This window comes from Mycobacterium sp., assembly GCF_040398885.1.
In the GTDB taxonomy this organism is placed as follows: Bacteria; Actinomycetota; Actinomycetes; order Mycobacteriales; family Mycobacteriaceae; genus Mycobacterium.
Genome location: NZ_JBBATF010000068.1, coordinates 1 through 15,239 on the forward strand (window position 1 = coordinate 1; position 15,239 = coordinate 15,239).

Annotated in this window: 17 protein-coding genes; 6 read left to right on the top strand and 11 right to left on the bottom strand. The window is 70.5% G+C overall.

The features are described 5' to 3' along the window. Positions 1 to 305: 305 nt before the first annotated feature. Complete coding sequence (locus ADBZ5U_RS08265) at positions 306 to 1,448, top strand: P-loop NTPase (protein WP_526264278.1); 1,143 nt, start codon at positions 306 to 308, stop codon at positions 1,446 to 1,448. Between the two features lie 16 nt (positions 1,449 to 1,464). On the opposite strand, the gene tatB is transcribed toward ADBZ5U_RS08265, so the two are convergent. The 4 genes from tatB to sigE form a co-directional block, all read right to left on the bottom strand. Continuing rightward, positions 1,465 to 1,953, bottom strand: coding sequence for a Sec-independent protein translocase protein TatB (gene tatB, locus ADBZ5U_RS08270; protein ID WP_526264280.1), 489 nt, complete (start codon positions 1,951 to 1,953; stop codon positions 1,465 to 1,467). A 5-nt stretch (positions 1,954 to 1,958) separates the two neighbouring features. Next, on the bottom strand, positions 1,959 to 3,464 hold the full coding sequence (gene htrA / locus ADBZ5U_RS08275; protein WP_526264282.1) for a serine protease HtrA: 1,506 nt from the start codon (positions 3,462 to 3,464) through the stop codon (positions 1,959 to 1,961). Between the two features lie 75 nt (positions 3,465 to 3,539). Beyond that, entirely contained in the window at positions 3,540 to 3,947 is a 408-nt protein-coding gene (gene rseA / locus ADBZ5U_RS08280) for an anti-sigma E factor RseA (RefSeq protein WP_526264284.1), read from the bottom strand. Between the two features lie 63 nt (positions 3,948 to 4,010). After that, on the bottom strand, positions 4,011 to 4,766 hold the full coding sequence (gene sigE, locus ADBZ5U_RS08285; protein ID WP_526264286.1) for an RNA polymerase sigma factor SigE: 756 nt from the start codon (positions 4,764 to 4,766) through the stop codon (positions 4,011 to 4,013). 216 nt (positions 4,767 to 4,982) lie between these two features. Here sigE and ADBZ5U_RS08290 point away from each other — a divergent pair, with 216 nt between their 5' ends. Together ADBZ5U_RS08290 and ADBZ5U_RS08295 are read left to right on the top strand one after the other, a co-directional pair. After that, complete coding sequence (locus ADBZ5U_RS08290; protein ID WP_526264288.1) at positions 4,983 to 5,648, top strand: O-methyltransferase; 666 nt, start codon at positions 4,983 to 4,985, stop codon at positions 5,646 to 5,648. Between the two features lie 93 nt (positions 5,649 to 5,741). Then, positions 5,742 to 6,371 carry a DUF4126 family protein gene (locus ADBZ5U_RS08295; protein WP_526264290.1) on the top strand — a complete coding sequence of 210 codons (630 nt, stop codon included), beginning with the start codon at positions 5,742 to 5,744 and terminating at the stop codon, positions 6,369 to 6,371. Between the two features lie 73 nt (positions 6,372 to 6,444). Here the strand turns inward: ADBZ5U_RS08295 and glgC are convergent, their stop codons facing one another. Further along, positions 6,445 to 7,659 carry a glucose-1-phosphate adenylyltransferase gene (gene glgC / locus ADBZ5U_RS08300; protein WP_526264292.1) on the bottom strand — a complete coding sequence of 405 codons (1,215 nt, stop codon included), beginning with the start codon at positions 7,657 to 7,659 and terminating at the stop codon, positions 6,445 to 6,447. A gap of 118 nt (positions 7,660 to 7,777) precedes the next feature. On the opposite strand from glgC, the gene glgA reads away from it, so the two are divergent. Then, positions 7,778 to 8,989, top strand: a complete 1,212-nt coding sequence (gene glgA / locus ADBZ5U_RS08305; RefSeq protein ID WP_526264308.1) for a glycogen synthase — start codon at positions 7,778 to 7,780, stop codon at positions 8,987 to 8,989. A 16-nt stretch (positions 8,990 to 9,005) separates the two neighbouring features. On the opposite strand, the gene ADBZ5U_RS08310 is transcribed toward glgA, so the two are convergent. The 5 genes from ADBZ5U_RS08310 to folP form a co-directional block, all read right to left on the bottom strand. Beyond that, positions 9,006 to 9,173: a DUF3117 domain-containing protein gene (locus ADBZ5U_RS08310; RefSeq protein ID WP_003406247.1), complete on the bottom strand. Its 168-nt coding sequence runs from the start codon at positions 9,171 to 9,173 to the stop codon at positions 9,006 to 9,008. A gap of 83 nt (positions 9,174 to 9,256) precedes the next feature. Continuing rightward, on the bottom strand, positions 9,257 to 9,835 hold the full coding sequence (locus tag ADBZ5U_RS08315; RefSeq protein WP_526264294.1) for a DNA-3-methyladenine glycosylase I: 579 nt from the start codon (positions 9,833 to 9,835) through the stop codon (positions 9,257 to 9,259). Further along, positions 9,832 to 10,149, bottom strand: coding sequence for a DivIVA domain-containing protein (locus ADBZ5U_RS08320; RefSeq protein WP_526264296.1), 318 nt, complete (start codon positions 10,147 to 10,149; stop codon positions 9,832 to 9,834). The genes ADBZ5U_RS08315 and ADBZ5U_RS08320 overlap by 4 nt, the downstream gene beginning before the upstream one ends. A 20-nt stretch (positions 10,150 to 10,169) precedes the next feature. After that, positions 10,170 to 11,108 carry a glucosyl-3-phosphoglycerate synthase gene (locus ADBZ5U_RS08325; protein ID WP_526264298.1) on the bottom strand — a complete coding sequence of 313 codons (939 nt, stop codon included), beginning with the start codon at positions 11,106 to 11,108 and terminating at the stop codon, positions 10,170 to 10,172. Further along, complete coding sequence (gene folP, locus ADBZ5U_RS08330) at positions 11,105 to 11,980, bottom strand: dihydropteroate synthase (RefSeq protein ID WP_526264300.1); 876 nt, start codon at positions 11,978 to 11,980, stop codon at positions 11,105 to 11,107. The genes ADBZ5U_RS08325 and folP overlap by 4 nt, the downstream gene beginning before the upstream one ends. A 149-nt stretch (positions 11,981 to 12,129) precedes the next feature. Here folP and ADBZ5U_RS08335 point away from each other — a divergent pair, with 149 nt between their 5' ends. Next, positions 12,130 to 12,381: a hypothetical protein gene (locus tag ADBZ5U_RS08335; RefSeq protein ID WP_526264302.1), complete on the top strand. Its 252-nt coding sequence runs from the start codon at positions 12,130 to 12,132 to the stop codon at positions 12,379 to 12,381. A gap of 71 nt (positions 12,382 to 12,452) precedes the next feature. Here the strand turns inward: ADBZ5U_RS08335 and log are convergent, their stop codons facing one another. Further along, positions 12,453 to 13,019 (bottom strand): cytokinin riboside 5'-monophosphate phosphoribohydrolase, encoded by a 567-nt coding sequence (gene log, locus ADBZ5U_RS08340; RefSeq protein ID WP_526264304.1) that lies wholly within the window; start codon positions 13,017 to 13,019, stop codon positions 12,453 to 12,455. Between the two features lie 50 nt (positions 13,020 to 13,069). On the opposite strand from log, the gene ADBZ5U_RS08345 reads away from it, so the two are divergent. Beyond that, positions 13,070 to 15,239, top strand: a 2,170-nt coding sequence (locus tag ADBZ5U_RS08345; RefSeq protein WP_526264306.1) for an AAA family ATPase, incomplete at its 3' end; no start/stop codon positions are given.

Sequence of the window (15,239 nt, forward strand, 5' to 3'; positions counted from 1 at the left end):
CGCACCCGCGGCCCCGCCACCCGGCCTGGCACCCGCACCCGCACCCGCACCCGCGGCCCCGCCACCCGGCCTGGCACCAGCACCCGCGGCCGCACCCGCGGCCCCGCCACCCGGCCTGGCACCAGCACCCGCGGCCGAGGTGCCCGTCGCACCGGCCCCCCCGCCGCCGCCGTGGTTGCCCCCGCCACCGCCGCCGGGACCGGCTCCCGCACCGGGGCCGGCCGCTCCTCCCGGGCCCGTCTAGCCGGCAGCGGCACCAACCCTCGGCGCCGCGGCCGCGCTGTCGGCACCTAGACTCGGCTGCGATGAGCACCGAACTGGAGAAAGCCGTCCGCGCGGCGCTGGCCAAGGTCATCGATCCCGAGCTGCGGCGGCCGATCACCGAACTCAACATGGTCAAAAACGTCACGGTCGCACCCGACGGCGCCACCCACGTCGAGATCTATCTGACCACCGGTGCGTGTCCGAAGAAGTCGGAGATCACCGAACGGGTGCACGCCGCGGTGGCCGACGTACCCGGTACCGGCGCCATCACCGTCGACCTGGACGTGATGAGCGACGAGCAGCGCACCGAACTGCGCAAGCAGTTGCGCGGCGATCAGGGAGTCTCGGGCGAACCGGTGATCCCGTTCGCCCAGCCCGGCTCGCTGACCCGGGTGTACGCGGTGGCCTCCGGCAAGGGCGGCGTCGGGAAGTCCAGTGTCACAGTCAATCTCGCGGCCGCACTGGCCGCGCGTGGGCTTTCGGTGGGTCTGCTCGACGCCGACATCTACGGCCACTCTGTGCCGCGGATGATGGGGACCGACGACCGCCCGACCCAGGTCGAGTCGATGATCCTGCCGCCGGTGGCCCACGACGTGAAGGTCATCTCGATCGCCCAGTTCACCTCCGGCAACGTCCCGGTGGTGTGGCGCGGACCGATGCTGCACCGGGCGCTGCAGCAGTTCCTGGCCGATGTCTACTGGGGCGACCTGGACGTGCTCCTGCTCGACCTGCCGCCCGGCACCGGTGACGTGGCGATCTCGGTGGCCCAACTGCTGCCGAGTGCGGAGATACTCGTGGTGACCACCCCGCAGGCGGCGGCGGCCGAAGTGGCCGAGCGGGCCGGGGCGATCGCACTGCAGACCCGCCAGCGCATCGTCGGCGTGGTGGAGAACATGTCCGGGCTGGTGCTCCCGGACGGCTCCACCATGCAGGTATTCGGTGCGGGTGGTGGCCTCCAGGTGGCCGAGAGACTGACTCGAGCGGTCGGCGCGGACGTTCCCCTGCTCGGCCAGGTCCCACTTGATCCGGCACTGGTCGCGGCCGGGGATTGCGGTGTGCCACTGGTGCTTTCAGCGCCCGATTCGGCAGCGGCCCGCGAACTGCGCGGGGTCGCCGACAAGCTGGCCGCCCGTCGGCGCGGGCTGGCCGGGATGTCACTGGGCCTGGACCCGGCCCGGCGCTGACGGCTCTGGTCGCGGCTCAGGTTGCGTCTGAGTCGAACGGCGCCGGCCCGGCCTGCGCCGGCACCTCCGAGGGCGCCGGCCCGGTCTGCGCCGGCACCTCCGAGGGCGCCGAACCGGTCTGCGCCGGCACCTCCGAGGGCGCCGGCCCGCTCGGCGCCGGCGGGGCGCTCTGGGGCCCCGGTGCGCTCTGCGGCTTCACCGGTTGAGCGGAGTCGAACTCCCCGGTGAGCCAGGAGTCGTCGCCGTCGAGCAGGTGCCTGGTGATCGCCGACCTGGGCGTCATCCCCCGCAGTTTCTGCAACTCGTTGATCGGCTGGCGGAACTCGTCGATCTCCGAACCGAACTCCTCGCGGAGTTCGCGCGTCGCACCGGTGAGGTATTCGCGGGCCCGCCTGATGTTCGTGGCGGTCCACTGGATGGCGCCCGGCAGCCGTTCGGGCCCGAGGACGACCATGCCGACGATGACCAACAGGAGCATCTCGCCCCAACCGACGTTAGAGAACATGACGGCTAGCTCGTGGGCTTGTCCGGCGCCGGGTTCACCGTGAGCGTGACCTTCCGGCCCTCCCGAATGACCTCGATCGGCGCGTCCTTGCCGATCGTCAACTGGCGGACCGCGACGACCATCTCGTCGGCGTCGGCCACCACGCGATCGCCGACCTTCACCACGACGTCGTTCTCCTTGAGGCCGCCCTTGTCGGCCGGCCCGCCGGCGGTGACGTTGCGGATCTGCGCACCCTGTGCGAGGTCATTGCTGACCGACGAGGCGGTGACCCCCAGCGTCGGGTGCGAGATCTTGCCTTCTTTGATCAGCGCCTCGACGGTGGCCTTGACCTCGTTGACCGGGATGGCGAAGCCGAGCCCACTTGCACTGTCGGACAGGGACTTTCCGGCGGTGTTGATCCCGATCACCTCTGAATTCATATTGATCAGCGGGCCGCCGGAGTTGCCGTGGTTGATCGAGGCGTCGGTCTGCACGCCGTCGATGACGGTGTCGGTGTCGGAGCCCTCACCGGACAGCGGCACCGGACGGTTCAGGGCGCTGATGATTCCGTGGGTGACGGTGCTGCGGAGGCCCAGCGGTGCGCCGACGGCGACGACCTCCTCGCCGACCTTGAGCTTGTCGGAGTCCCCGAGGCGTCCCACGGTGAGGTTGTCGACGTTGTCGACCTTCAACACGGCCAGGTCGGTCTTGGGGTCGCGTCCGACCAGGTTGGCCGGCACCTCCTCGCCGTCGTTGAACACCACCGTCAGCTTGAACTTGCCCGGGGTGGCGGCCGCCTCGGAGATGACGTGGTTGTTGGTGACGACGTAACCGCGGCCGTCGACGACGACTCCGGAGCCCTGCGAACCCTCTTCGTCGCTCTTGGCCTCGATGGTGACCACCGAATCGGCCACCGAGGCAGCCACCTGACTGAACCGGCCGGCGGGCAGGTCACCGGTGTCCGAGGTCTGCAGCGTGACCTTCGAGGTGGTGAACGCCTCGACCACCTCGGCGGTCTTGCGTCCGACCCAGCCTCCCACCATGCCGATCATCAGGGCAGTGATACCGAGCACGGCCAACGCGATGGGCGAAACCCGGCCGCCGAAGAGCACCTCCCGCACGCCGAGCTTGCCGGGCGGCGGGCCGACGATGACGGGGGCGGGACGCTCCAGCGCCGGGTTGCCCAGCGCGACGCCGGCGGCCGGGTCGCGCCACGGATCGTCGGGGGCTTCGGCCTCGTCGTCGCGGGCGTCCAGTGCGCCGGCGTCGGCCGGGTGGCGCTGCAGCGACTCGACGCTCGGGTAAGGGCGGCCGAAGGCCTCCTGCAGGACCGGATCGGCCTTCCTGGCGCCCGCCGGTTGAGCGGCGGCCCCGCGGTACCGGGCCGGTCGGAGGTTCTCGGCCGCGAAGGAACCGTCGACCCCGTCGGGTCGGCCGAACGTGCGGACCGACTCCGGGTCAACCGCGGGCCGGGAGACCGGCCGGGGCGCCAGTCTGGGCGCGCCCTCGCGCGTGTCGTTGTTGGAGCTCAAAATCAACCTCTATCCGAACGCTGCGCAGCGGGGCGTGACTTTGCCGGCCCGCGCTGCCCGATGTTGGTCTTCACCCTACCGGCGCTTGCGCCTGCCCCGTGGTTCACCGGCCCCGTTCCCACCGCCGGATTCGTCGCCGTCCGGGGATTCCGGCTCCTCGGGAGTGGACTGCGGGATCTGGGCCAGCAACCCCATCAGCGTGCTGGGCATGGTGACCGGACGGGAATCCCGCAGAGCAGCGCGCGCCTGCATCTGGGCGTCCACCTCGGCGGCGCACTGCGGACACTGGGACAGATGACTGGCCGCCCGTAGGTGGGCCTTCATCAGCAGTTCGCCGTCCGCGTAGGCGGCGACGGCTTCGGTGGACAGATGGTCGGTGGACCGGAAGCGGGGCGGGGCGTCGAGCGCCGCCTGATCCACCGAGACGAAGTTCGACGGCATGAAACCCAGGGCGCGACGGAGGAAGTGACCCCGATCGACCATCGCCCGCGCTCCCTTCCGCACGCCTGCATACCGCTGTCGTCGAATGTATCGCGACGACGCCGCTCAGGCGGGCTTCACCGCACTGTGGCCTTGGACGGCAAGGTAGTCCCGCAGCGCCTGGCGACCCCGGTGGATGCGGCTGCGAACCGTACCCAGCTTGACCCCGAGGGTGGCGCCGATCTCCTCGTAGGACAGCCCTTCGATGTCGCAGAGGACCACCGCGGCGCGGAACTCCGGCGGCAGCGAGTCCAGTGCCGCCTGGAGGTCCGGGCCGAGCCGCGAGTCGTGGTAGATCTGTTCGGGGTTGGGCTCGCCCGCCGGCACCCGGTCGTAATCGGTGGGCAGCGCTTCCATGCGAATCCGGCCGCGCCGCCGGACCATGTCCAGGAACAGGTTGGTGGTGATCCGGTGCAACCAGCCCTCGAAGGTGCCGGGCTGATAGTTCTGCAGCGAGCGGAACACCCGGATGAAGGTCTCCTGGGTGAGGTCCTCGGCGTCGTGCTGGTTGCCCGAGAGCCGGTAGGCCAGCCGGTAGACCCGGTCGGCGTGCTGGCGGGCCAATTCGTCCCAGGACGGCATGGCCGCCCGGTCACCGGTGGCGTCGAAAACCGCGGTGCCCTGCAGGTCGTCGGACGGCTGAACCCAGTCGGCCTCCCCCTCCGGGGCGGTGTGCGACTCGGCGATCGGGGCCGTCAATGTGGTGCTCGTCGGATCCTCCTGAGGGTCGCGCGCTGACGGCGACGTACCGACGAACGCTTCAACAGAGACAACAGCCGACCTACCGGGGACATTCCCCGCCCAACCGCTGTGGGCTTTCATGCGTGTCAGTTTTCCGTATCGAAGTTTGCCAGCCAGGGGAGCAAAGCCGATCCTATCTGGAAACCGCGGCCTTAACCAGCCCTTAACTGGCAAAATGCTTGGAGTATCCAATTTCTGAGCAATTTCCTTAGATTGGCTGATCGCAAGTGCGGGTCCAAGGCGTGGCAAACTGGCGCGTCGGCCCACGTCGCAGTGCAGGTGTTCTACGCTGCTGGCATGTCCACCCTTGATGACACGGCAGACCGACCTGTGTCGAGCCGAGCCGAGCGGATCCTCGCCCACGCCGAGAACTCGATATCGGAGGACGCGATAGTCACCGCCGCCCGGGAGCGCGCCGTGGACGCCGGCGCGGGGGCCGTGACGCCGGCGGCAGGGGCGCTACTGGGTCTGCTGACTCGGCTGTCCGGCGGCCGGGCCGTCGTGGAGGTGGGCACCGGCGCCGGCGTGAGCGGCCTGTGGCTGCTGTCCGGCATGCGCGATGACGGCGTGCTCACCACGATCGACGTCGAGCCGGAGCATCAGCGGCTGGCCAAACAGGCCTTCACCGAGGCCGGTGTCGGTCCCGGCCGGACCCGGTTGATCGCCGGGCGGGCCCAGGACGTCCTGACCAGGCTGGCCGATGAGTCCTATGACCTGGTGTTCTTCGACGCGGCGCCCGGCGACCAGGCCAACTTCGTCACCGAAGGAGTGCGGCTGCTGCGGCCGGGCGGCATCATGGTCGTCCACCACGCCGCGCTCGACGGCCGGGCCGGTGACCCGGCCGCCGCGGACAGCGACGTCATGGCGGTGCGCGAGGCCGCCCGGCTGATCGCCGAGGACGAGCGGTTCACCCCGGTGATGGTGCCGCTCGGCGACGGCATCCTGGTGGCCGTGCGCGACTGATCGGGGAGGCTCACGTGTTGGAGGCATACGTGTCGGAGGCATACGTGTCGGAGGCATACGTGTTGAGGAGGCATACGTGTTGAGGAGGCATACGTGGAGTTCATGACAGGCCTGGGCCTGGCCAGCGCGGCGGGCCTGAACGCCTACATACCGATGCTCTCGATGGGCCTGCTGGACCGCTACACCAACCTGGTCAACCTGCCCCCGGGGTGGGCCTGGCTGCAGAACGGCTGGGTCATCGCGATCGTCGCGACCCTTCTGCTGGTCGAGATCGTGGCCGACAAGATCCCGGCGCTCGACTCGATCAACGACACGGTTCAGACCGTCATCCGCCCGACGGCCGGCGGAATCGTCTTCGGATCGGGAACCGCCGCCCAGACCGCCGCGATCACCGATCCCGGTGCCTTCGCCCGCACCGGCCAGTGGGTGCCCGTCGCCATCGGCGTCGTCACGGCGTTGGCGGTGCACCTGACGAAGACCACCGTCCGGCCTGCCGCCAACGCCGCAACCGCAGGGGTCGCCGCACCGGTGCTGAGCACCGTCGAGGACATCACCAGCGTCGGACTCACCTTCATCGCGATCCTGCTACCCGCGCTCGTACTGGTCGCCCTTATCGCCCTGGGCTGGGCCGCGGTGTCCCTGCTGCGCCGTCGTCGCCGTCGCCCGTCCAGCGTCGCCCCTCCCCACTCCCCCCCTCCCCACTCCCCCCGCGAGCAGACGTAGACGTCCCACGACACGCCGGGGTTTCAGGGGCCTCTACGTCTGCTCGCGGGGGGATGCGGGCGGGTTGCGCGGGTTAGATCCAGACGCCCTTGCCGACGGCGACCACTCCGCCGCCGCTGATCGCGAAACGATCGCGGTCCTTCTCCAAGTCCACGCCGACCATCTCACCGGGGCCCACGACGACGTTCTTGTCCAGGATCGCCCGGCGCACCACCGCCCCGCGGCCCACCCGCACACCGGGCATCAGGACGCTGCCCTCGACGATGGCGCCGTCGTCGACCACCACATTGCTCGACAGCACCGAATTGCGCACCGAGGCGGCGGAGATGATGCTGCCCGCGCCGACGACCGACTCCTGGGCCGATCCGCCGTTGACGAACTTGGCCGGCGCCAGGTTCTCCGACTCCCCGCGGATCGGCCAGCGTTTGTTGTAGAGGTTGAACACCGGGTGCACCGACACCAGGTCCATGTGCGCGTCGTAGAACGCGTCGAGCGTCCCGACGTCCCGCCAGTAGCCGTGGTCGCGTTCGGTGGCGCCGGGCACCTCGTTGTCGTTGAAGTCGTAGACCGCCGCCATGCCGTCGGCGACCAGTCGCGGAATGATGTCGCCGCCCATGTCGTGATCGGAGGTCTCGTCGTCAGCGTCGGCGCGGATGGCGTCGATGAGCACCTTGGTGGTGAAGATGTAGTTGCCCATCGACACGAAGGTCTGCTCGGGATTGTCCGGGGTGCCCGGCGGGTACGTCGGCTTCTCCACGAAGCTGCGGATGCGGCCGGACTCGTCTGCCTCGATGCACCCGAAGGCGCCGGCCTCCTCGCGCGGCACCCGGATGCCGGCAACCGTCGCCCCGGCGCCGCTGTCGACGTGGAACTTCACCATCTGCTCGGGGTCCATCCGGTACACGTGATCGGCGCCGAACACCACGATGTAGTCCGGATCCTCGTCGTAGATGAGGTTCAGCGACTGATAGATCGCGTCGGCCGAGCCGGTGTACCAGCGAGGCCCGAGGCGCTGCTGGGCGGGAACCGGGGTGATGTACTCCCCCGCCAGGCCGGAGAGGCGCCAGTTCTGCGAGATGTGCCGGTCCAGGGAGTGTGACTTGTACTGGGTCAGAACGCAGATGCGCAGATACCGCGCGTTGACCAGATTCGACAGCACGAAGTCGATGAGGCGGTAGGCGCCCCCGAAGGGAACTGCCGGCTTGGCCCGGTCCGCCGTCAGCGGGTAGAGGCGCTTGCCCTCACCCCCGGCCAGGACGATGCCGAGCACATGCGGCAGCTCCCTCATGGAAGTAAACCTAACCACCCGCCTACTGGGACGGCTAGGGCAATCGTGGTTTACCCGCGCCGATCGGGGTTCCACGGGCCCGGGTTGGACTACGTTCAGCATCATGGTGGCCGGCGGTGTGCGGGTGGCGATGATGACCCGGGAATATCCCCCCGAGGTGTACGGCGGAGCCGGCGTCCACGTCACCGAGCTCGTCGCCCAGTTGCGCCGTCTGTGCGAGGTGGACGTGCACTGCATGGGCGTGCCCCGGGAGACGGCGTTCGCCCACCAGCCCGACCCCGCACTGGCCCTTGCCGAGCCCCCGGCGAACGCGGCGCTGTCGACCCTGTCGACGGATCTGCGGATGGCCAACGCCGCCTCCGGACCGGACCGGCCGGCCACGGTGGTGCACTCGCACACCTGGTACACCGGCATGGCCGGGCACCTGGCCGCGATGCTGCACGGCGTCCCGCATGTGCTGACCGCGCACTCACTGGAGCCGATGCGGCCCTGGAAGGCCGAGCAGCTCGGCGGCGGGTACCGGGTGTCGTTGTGGGTGGAGCGCACCGCGATCCTGGCCGCCGACGCGGTGATCGCGGTCAGTTCGGGGATGCGCGACGACGTGTTGGCGGTGTACCCGGAGCTCGACCCGGCGCGGGTGCACGTGGTCAAGAACGGAATCGACACCGGCGTCTGGCATCCGGCCGGTCCCGACCCGCAGAGTTCGGTGCTGGCCGAACTCGGGGTGGACCCGTCCCGGCCGATGGTGGCGTTCGTCGGCCGGATCACCCGGCAGAAGGGGGTGCCGCATCTGATCGCGGCGGCGCACCGATTCGATCCCGACGTTCAACTGGTGCTGTGCGCCGGGGCGCCCGACACCCCCGACATCGGCGCCGAGGTGAAGTCGGCGGTCGACGAACTTTCGGCGAGGCGCCGCGGGGTGTTCTGGATCCGCGATTTCCTTCCCGTGCAGGAGATCCGTGAGATCCTCTCTGCGGCAACAGCTTTCGTTTGCCCGTCGATATACGAGCCGCTGGGGATCGTGAACCTGGAGGCGATGGCCTGCGGGACGGCCGTGGTCGCATCCGACGTCGGCGGAATTCCCGAGGTCGTCGATGACGGTGTCACCGGCATCCTGGTGCACTACGACGCGGAGGACCCCCGGGCCTTCGAGGCCGGACTGGCCGATGCGGTCAACGCCCTCGTGGCGGATCCGGCGAAGGCGGAGCGATTCGGCCGGGCCGGCCGGAAGCGTTGCGTCGACGAGTTTTCCTGGGCCCGGATCGCCGAGCAGACCCTGGAGATCTACCGCGGAGTCTCTGGGACCGGACCAGGCGTCGGACCGCGCTGAGAACAGGTGCTGAAAGTCAGCTGGTGACGCCTTTGAGTTCGTCGCCCAGGGCGGCCGCCTCGTCCGGGGTGAGTTCGACGACGAGCCTGCCGCCGCCCTCCAGTGGCACCCGCATCACGATGCCCCGCCCCTCCTTGGTTGCCTCCAATGGACCGTCGCCGGTCCGGGGCTTCATCGCCGCCATCGAGTGCTCCCTCCAGATCGAGCAGACCCGCCGGCACCAACCGGGTGTCGGGTTCGGTTAACTCCAGTGCACTCCATTGTTCCCTATCGGCGGCCAATAGTGGAAAATGGGCCACCCACCTGGCAGTCCCGGACGTGGTCGTCGACCATTCCGGTGGCCTGCATCAGGGCGTACGCGGTGGTCGGGCCGATGAAACGGAACCCGCGACGCCTCAGGTCGCGGGCCAGGGCCGTCGACTCCGCCGAGCTTGAGGGCACATCGACGCCGGTCGCGGGCCTGGGCCGGGGCGGCGGCGCGTAGGACCACAGCAAATCGGACAGGTCGACGTCCAGACCGGCTGCCACCCGGGCGTTGCCGATGGCGGCCTCGATTTTCGCGCGGTTGCGCACGATGCCGGGGTCGGCCAGCAGCCGGCCTACGTCCCGGTCGGTGTACGCGGCGACGGTGTCGATGTCGAACCCGCCGAACGCGCGCCGGAACGCCTCCCGTTTCCGGAGGATGATCAGCCAGGACAGACCGCTCTGGAAAGCCTCCAGCGTCATCCGTTCGAACATGGCGGTCCGGCCCCGCAGCGGCCGCCCCCATTCCCGGTCGTGGTACTCGCGCAGCAGTTCGGACCCGGTGGCCCAGGAGCAGCGGACCGCCGCGTCGCCGGCGCTCACCGCAGATGCGGCGGGGTGGTCCACCCGGCGGCGGCGCGCGCCGTGGCGAGTTCGCCGCGCAGCTGGTCCAGTTCCGCACCCAGCCGGTCCAGGACCCAGTCCACCTCGCTGGTCTTGTACCCGCGCAACACCTGGGTGAACTTGACCGCCTCGACGTCCTCGCCGGTCACCCCCGAGGCCGGCAGCACGGTGGCGGTGGTGGCCCGCGGCAGCGGCGGTAACTCTTCGCCGCGGCCGAACAGGAAACTGACGATCCCGAACAGGACGGTGGCGATCAGGACCAGCACCACGAGGTAGGTGAGGATCAGCGTCACGACGCCGATCCTGCCATCCCTCAGCGCAGGGTGTTCATCGGCGGCCGGTCGTCCAGACAGACCTCCGAGGTGCGCGCGAGGAACCCGTCTTTCCCGTCGGCGGTCGCATCGGGCAGGAACCGGGTCAGCCCCACCCCCGAGTCGGCGATCCCGCAGCGGGTCAGCAGGGTGGCGATGATCTGGCGGCTCATCGGGCCCAGTTCGCTCAGCGGCCGGTTGCGGTGCGTTCGCACCCCCAGATTGACCTGGGCGATGCCGTCCAGGCCGTACTGGTCGTAGGTGTCGATGAGGATGCCGATCTCAACCCCGTAGCCCGGGGCGAACGGCACCGAGGAAAGCAGTTCGCGGGTTCCGGCGTACTCCCCGCCCAGCGGTTGCAGCACGCAGCCGAGTTCCGGGCGCAGCGCCGCCAGCAGTGGCCGGGCGACCAGTTCGGTCACCCTCCCCCCGCCGGTTGCCTCGTCGGCGCCGTCCAGTCTGAGCGGACGCCGGTAGAAGCCGCGGACCAGATGGATGCCGTCTCGGGTCAGCAACGGGCCGACCAGTCGGGGCACGAACATCGGGTCGGGGTCGATCAGGTCGGAGTCGATGAACACGATGATGTCGCCGGACGTGGCCGCCAGCGAACGCCAGAGCGCCTCGCCTTTGCCCGGTTGCGGGGGAATCTCCGGCAGCGCCTCCTCGCGGCGCACGACGCGGGCGCCGGCGGCGGCGGCCCGGGCCGCGGTGTCGTCGGTGGATCCGGAGTCCAGCACGATCAGTTCGTCGACCAGTCCGCCCAGCATCGGGGTGATCGTCTCGATGACGGCGCCAACGGTTCCGGCCTCGTTGAGCGCCGGCAGCACCACCGAGACGGTCCTTCCCCGTTTGGCCGCCGTCAGTTCGCCGACCGTCCAGGGCGGCCGTTGCCAACTGTGGTCGGCGAGCCAGGCCTCGAAGGTGGCGACATCGGCTGTCATGCCAGGCCCCGGACCGTTCGGGCCGGCGGGCGCTCGCCCCGGATGGAGGCGACCATCTCCAGCACTCTGCGGGTCGGTCCCACCTCGTGCACCCGGAACATCCGCGCTCCGTCCGCGGCGGCCAATGCGGTCGCGGCCAGCGTGCCCTCGAGCCGCTCGGACAGTTGGGCATCGAGGGTCTCGCCGATGAAGTCCTTGTTGCTCAACGCCATCAGAACCGGCCATCCGGTGCCGACGAGGTCGCCGACGTGCCGCAGCAGGGCCAGTCCGTGGAAGGTGTTCTTGCCGAAGTCGTGGGTCGGATCTATCAGTATCCCGTCACTGCGCACCCCCACCTTTGCGGCGTGCTCGGCGGCCGCGGTCACCTCGGCGATGACGGCGTCGACCACCCCGGTGACCGTGGTGCCGTAGTTCACCCGGAACGGGCGGGTGCGGGGCACCGCACCGCCGGTATGCGAGCAGACCAGTCCCGCGCCGAATTCGGCGGCCACCTCCGGCAGTCGCGGGTCCGCCCCCGCCCAGGTGTCGTTGATGATGTCGGCACCGGCGGCGCAGGCCAGCGCGGCCACCGACGCCCGCCAGGTGTCGACGCTGATGCACTGGTCGGGGTAGGCGGCGCGGAGCCATTCGATGAACGGCACCACCCGCCTGCTCTCCTCGTCGGCGTCGACGACATCGCCCGGTCCGGCTTTGACCCCGCCGATGTCGATGACGTCGGCACCCTCGGCGACCACCCGGTGCACCGCGTCCATGGCCGCCTCGTCGGTGAAGGTGGCACCCCGGTCGTAGAACGAGTCGGGTGTGCGGTTGACGATCGCCATGATCAACGCCCTGTCGGCGGCCACCGGCCTACCGCAGAACGTCGCGCCCATGCCCATATGGTGCCATCGAGGCGCCGGCGCCCACCGCACCGGCGGCCCCGAGCCGAAACTCAGACCGTTCGCCCCGGGGTGTAGAACGTCACCTCGGTGCGCGCCGCCACCGGGCCGTTGCTCGTCGCAACGGGATGTCGCCGTCGGGAGTGCCGATCTCGAACGAGGTCTGGTCGCCGAAAGCCAGGGGCACCGTCGCGTGCGCGGACGTGAACCCGCTGTCACCCGATGTCAGGAAGCTGAACACCGAACCGACCGGCGGGACCTCGCCGGGACCGGCGCCGGGGCTGCCCTCGGCGATCCCGGTAACCAGGACGGCTTTGCTGCGGATCCCGAAGGCATCCCATTGGGCCGAGACGTCGGTGTCGACCGCCCCGATCCTGGTTCCGGCCGCGTCGTAGCCGTCGAACCGCTGGTAGCCCTGGATCTGAACGTCTCTGGGCGGAAGGCCGTGATACGGCGGGTTACCCGGTCACGTCGGCGCGGGCGCGCAGGATTCGAGCGCCGCGTCGATCCCCCGGACCACCACCAGTCGTTCCAGCGCCGCCCGCGCGACGTAACCGCCGGACACCAGCGAGTCGAGCCAGCGCAGCAGGCCGTCGTAGTGTCCGGTCGGATCGAGCAGCACCAGGGGTTTGTCGTGCATCCCCAGATAGCCCGCGGTCCAGCTCTCGAAGAGCTCCTCGAGGGTGCCGATGCCGCCGGGCAGGGCCAGGAAGGCGTCGCTGCGGTCCTCCATGACCTGCTTGCGCTGTCGCATGGTGTCGGTGACGATCAGCTCTTCGGCGTCCACGTCGGCCAGTTCCCGGTGAACCAACGCCTTGGGGATCACCCCGACGGTGCGGCCGCCGCGGGAGCGCGCGCCGGCGGCGACCGCCCCCATCGCCGAGACGTTGCCGCCGCCGGACACCAGGGTCCAGCCGCGCTCGGCGATGCCCTGCCCGACGCGGCGGGAAAGGTCCAGCAATTCCGGATGGTTCGGGCTGGCGGCGCAGTAAACACAGACCGTCCAGCCATTCCCGGAGCGGTGTTGCGCCACGGGTTGAAACCTAGCCCAGAGCCTCGGGGCGACACCTAGAGTCGGTTGCCATGCAGGTCAGCACGCTCGTACCGCGACGCGCCCTGGGGCCCTTGGTCGACACCCTCGGCACGAGCCGCGCCGGCGTCGCACTGGTGGGCAACGAGGGCGTCGGCAAGACCACCCTGGCAGCCCAGGCCGTCGAACGACTCGGCCGGGGCGAACCGCTCTGGGTGGTCGGCACCGTCACCCAGTCGGCGATTCCGTTCGGCGCGTTCGGTCCGCTGATCGACGTCCGTCAGGCCGGCAAGCCGGCCGCGCTGATCAAGTCGGCGGCCGATTCCCTGCGGTCCCGGGTCGGTTCGCGGCCGATCATCGTCGACAACGCCCGGCTGCTCGACCCGCTTTCGGCCGGCCTGGTCTATCACCTGGCGCAGGAGGCGGCCAACCCGCTGATCGTGACGGTGCGTTCGGTCCTCCGGATCCCGCAGGGGGTCGGAGCACTGTGGAACGACGGCCTGCTCGAGCAGGTCGACGTCATCCCGTTCGACGCGGACGAGAGCGCCGCGATGGTGGCCGCCGCCGGTGCGGCCGACCCGGCGAAGTTGTACCGCCGCAGCGCAGGCAACCCGCTGCACCTGCGGCTGCTGCTGGCCACCGGCGGGGCCGACGAAACCCTCGCGGCGGCCATCGACCGGTATCTCGGCATGCTCTCCCCTCGGGTGCGGCTGCTGCTGGGCTACCTGTGCGTCTTCGAACCGCTGCCCCGCACCGATCTGGCCGCGCTGACCGACGAGGCCACCGTGCAGCAGGCTCTCGACGCCGGGGCGGCGCAACTGCGCACCGAACTCGGGGGCGCGCAGGCGGTCTACGGCGGGCATCCGCTGTTCCTGGAGCGGCTGGCCACCATGCTGGATCGCTCGGAGATCCATCGACTGCGCAGCGAGGTGGCGACCCGACTGGCCGGCACCCCGAGCCGAACCCCGGCCGAGCGGCTGGGCCGGATCATGATCGCTCTGCAGGGCGACGCGCCGGTCGACGGCGACGCGGTGGTCGCCGCCGCCCAGGAGGCGCTGCAACTGGGCGACACCGCGCTGGCCGAGAGACTGGCCCGCGGGGCCCTGGAGCGCGGCGAGCACTTCGACGCCCGGCTGACCCTGAGTTCGACACTGGGGTGGCAGGGCCGCGGGCGGGAGGCCGACGCGGTGCTGGCGGCGGTCGATCCCGCCCGGTTGTCCGAGGAGCAGATGATGGCCTGGGCGCTGCCGCGGGCGGCCAACCAGTTCTGGATGCTGTCGGAACCCGAACGTGCCACCACGTTCCTGCAGAACGTCCGCCGCAAGGTCGGCGGGCGGTCGTCACACATCACCCTGGATGCGCTGTCGGCCACCTTCGCGATGAACGCCGGCAATGTCCGCCGTGCCGTCGAAATGGCCGGCGAGGTGCTGGACCATTCCGACGCCCCGGATGCAGCGGTGGCGTTCGCGGCGAGCGCCTCGGCTCTGTGTTCGGCGCGGATGGGCCGGTTCGATTCCGTCGGCCCGGCGGTGCGGCGCGCCCTTGCCGCGGAGTATCCGGGACTGCTTCGGTTCACCGCCGGACTTGCCGAGACCACCACCCTGCTGATGGCCGGCAAGGTTGGGGAGGCCCGTGAGGCGGCCGGCCGCTTCACCGATTTCGCCGAGCTGGCTCAGCCGGGCCGCTCCATCGGCGAGGTGCTGCTGGCCCAGGTGCTGCTGGCCCAGGGCGAGGCCGGCGCCGCAGCGGACCTCTTGCGGCCGGCTGCGGACAGGCTGGCCCGGACCGGCTACTCCTGGGGGCCGCTGGCGTTGATGTACCTGACCACGGCGCTGGGCTATCAGGGCCGCGTCGCCGAGTCGGCGATGGCGCTGGCGCGCGCGCAGTCCCTGCACGGGACCAAGTCGGCGATGTTCGCACCCGAGCTCGGGATGGCCCGGGCCTGGCGGCTGGCCACGATCGGGGACCGGCACGCCGCGATCACCGCCGCGCGCGATGCCGCGCGGACCGCCAAGCGCAGCGGACAGTCGGCGGTGGCGGTCCGGGCGTGGCACGAGGCCACGCGACTCGGCGACCGCCGAGCGGCCGACTCGATGGGTCAGATCGCCGGCCTGGTGGTCTGCGAGTACACCGACCTTGCGCTCGCCCATGCCCGGGCGCTGGCGGCCCGGGACGCCGGGGCGCTGACCGCGGCCGCCGATCGGCTCGCCGCGGCGGGCTTCG

Excerpts from the sequence above, each read along its gene's own strand:
- ADBZ5U_RS08325 (WP_526264298.1), bottom strand. The coding sequence starts at position 11,108 with ATGACAGCCGATGTCGCCACCTTCGAGGCCTGGCTCGCCGACCACAGT.
- glgC (WP_526264292.1), bottom strand. The coding sequence starts at position 7,659 with ATGAGGGAGCTGCCGCATGTGCTCGGCATCGTCCTGGCCGGGGGTGAG.
- sigE (WP_526264286.1), bottom strand. The coding sequence starts at position 4,766 with ATGAAAGCCCACAGCGGTTGGGCGGGGAATGTCCCCGGTAGGTCGGCT.
- ADBZ5U_RS08265 (WP_526264278.1), top strand. The coding sequence starts at position 306 with ATGAGCACCGAACTGGAGAAAGCCGTCCGCGCGGCGCTGGCCAAGGTC.
- ADBZ5U_RS08310 (WP_003406247.1), bottom strand. The coding sequence starts at position 9,173 with ATGGCGGCGATGAAGCCCCGGACCGGCGACGGTCCATTGGAGGCAACC.
- tatB (WP_526264280.1), bottom strand. The coding sequence starts at position 1,953 with ATGTTCTCTAACGTCGGTTGGGGCGAGATGCTCCTGTTGGTCATCGTC.
- rseA (WP_526264284.1), bottom strand. The coding sequence starts at position 3,947 with ATGGTCGATCGGGGTCACTTCCTCCGTCGCGCCCTGGGTTTCATGCCG.
- folP (WP_526264300.1), bottom strand. The coding sequence starts at position 11,980 with ATGGGCGCGACGTTCTGCGGTAGGCCGGTGGCCGCCGACAGGGCGTTG.
- ADBZ5U_RS08290 (WP_526264288.1), top strand. The coding sequence starts at position 4,983 with ATGTCCACCCTTGATGACACGGCAGACCGACCTGTGTCGAGCCGAGCC.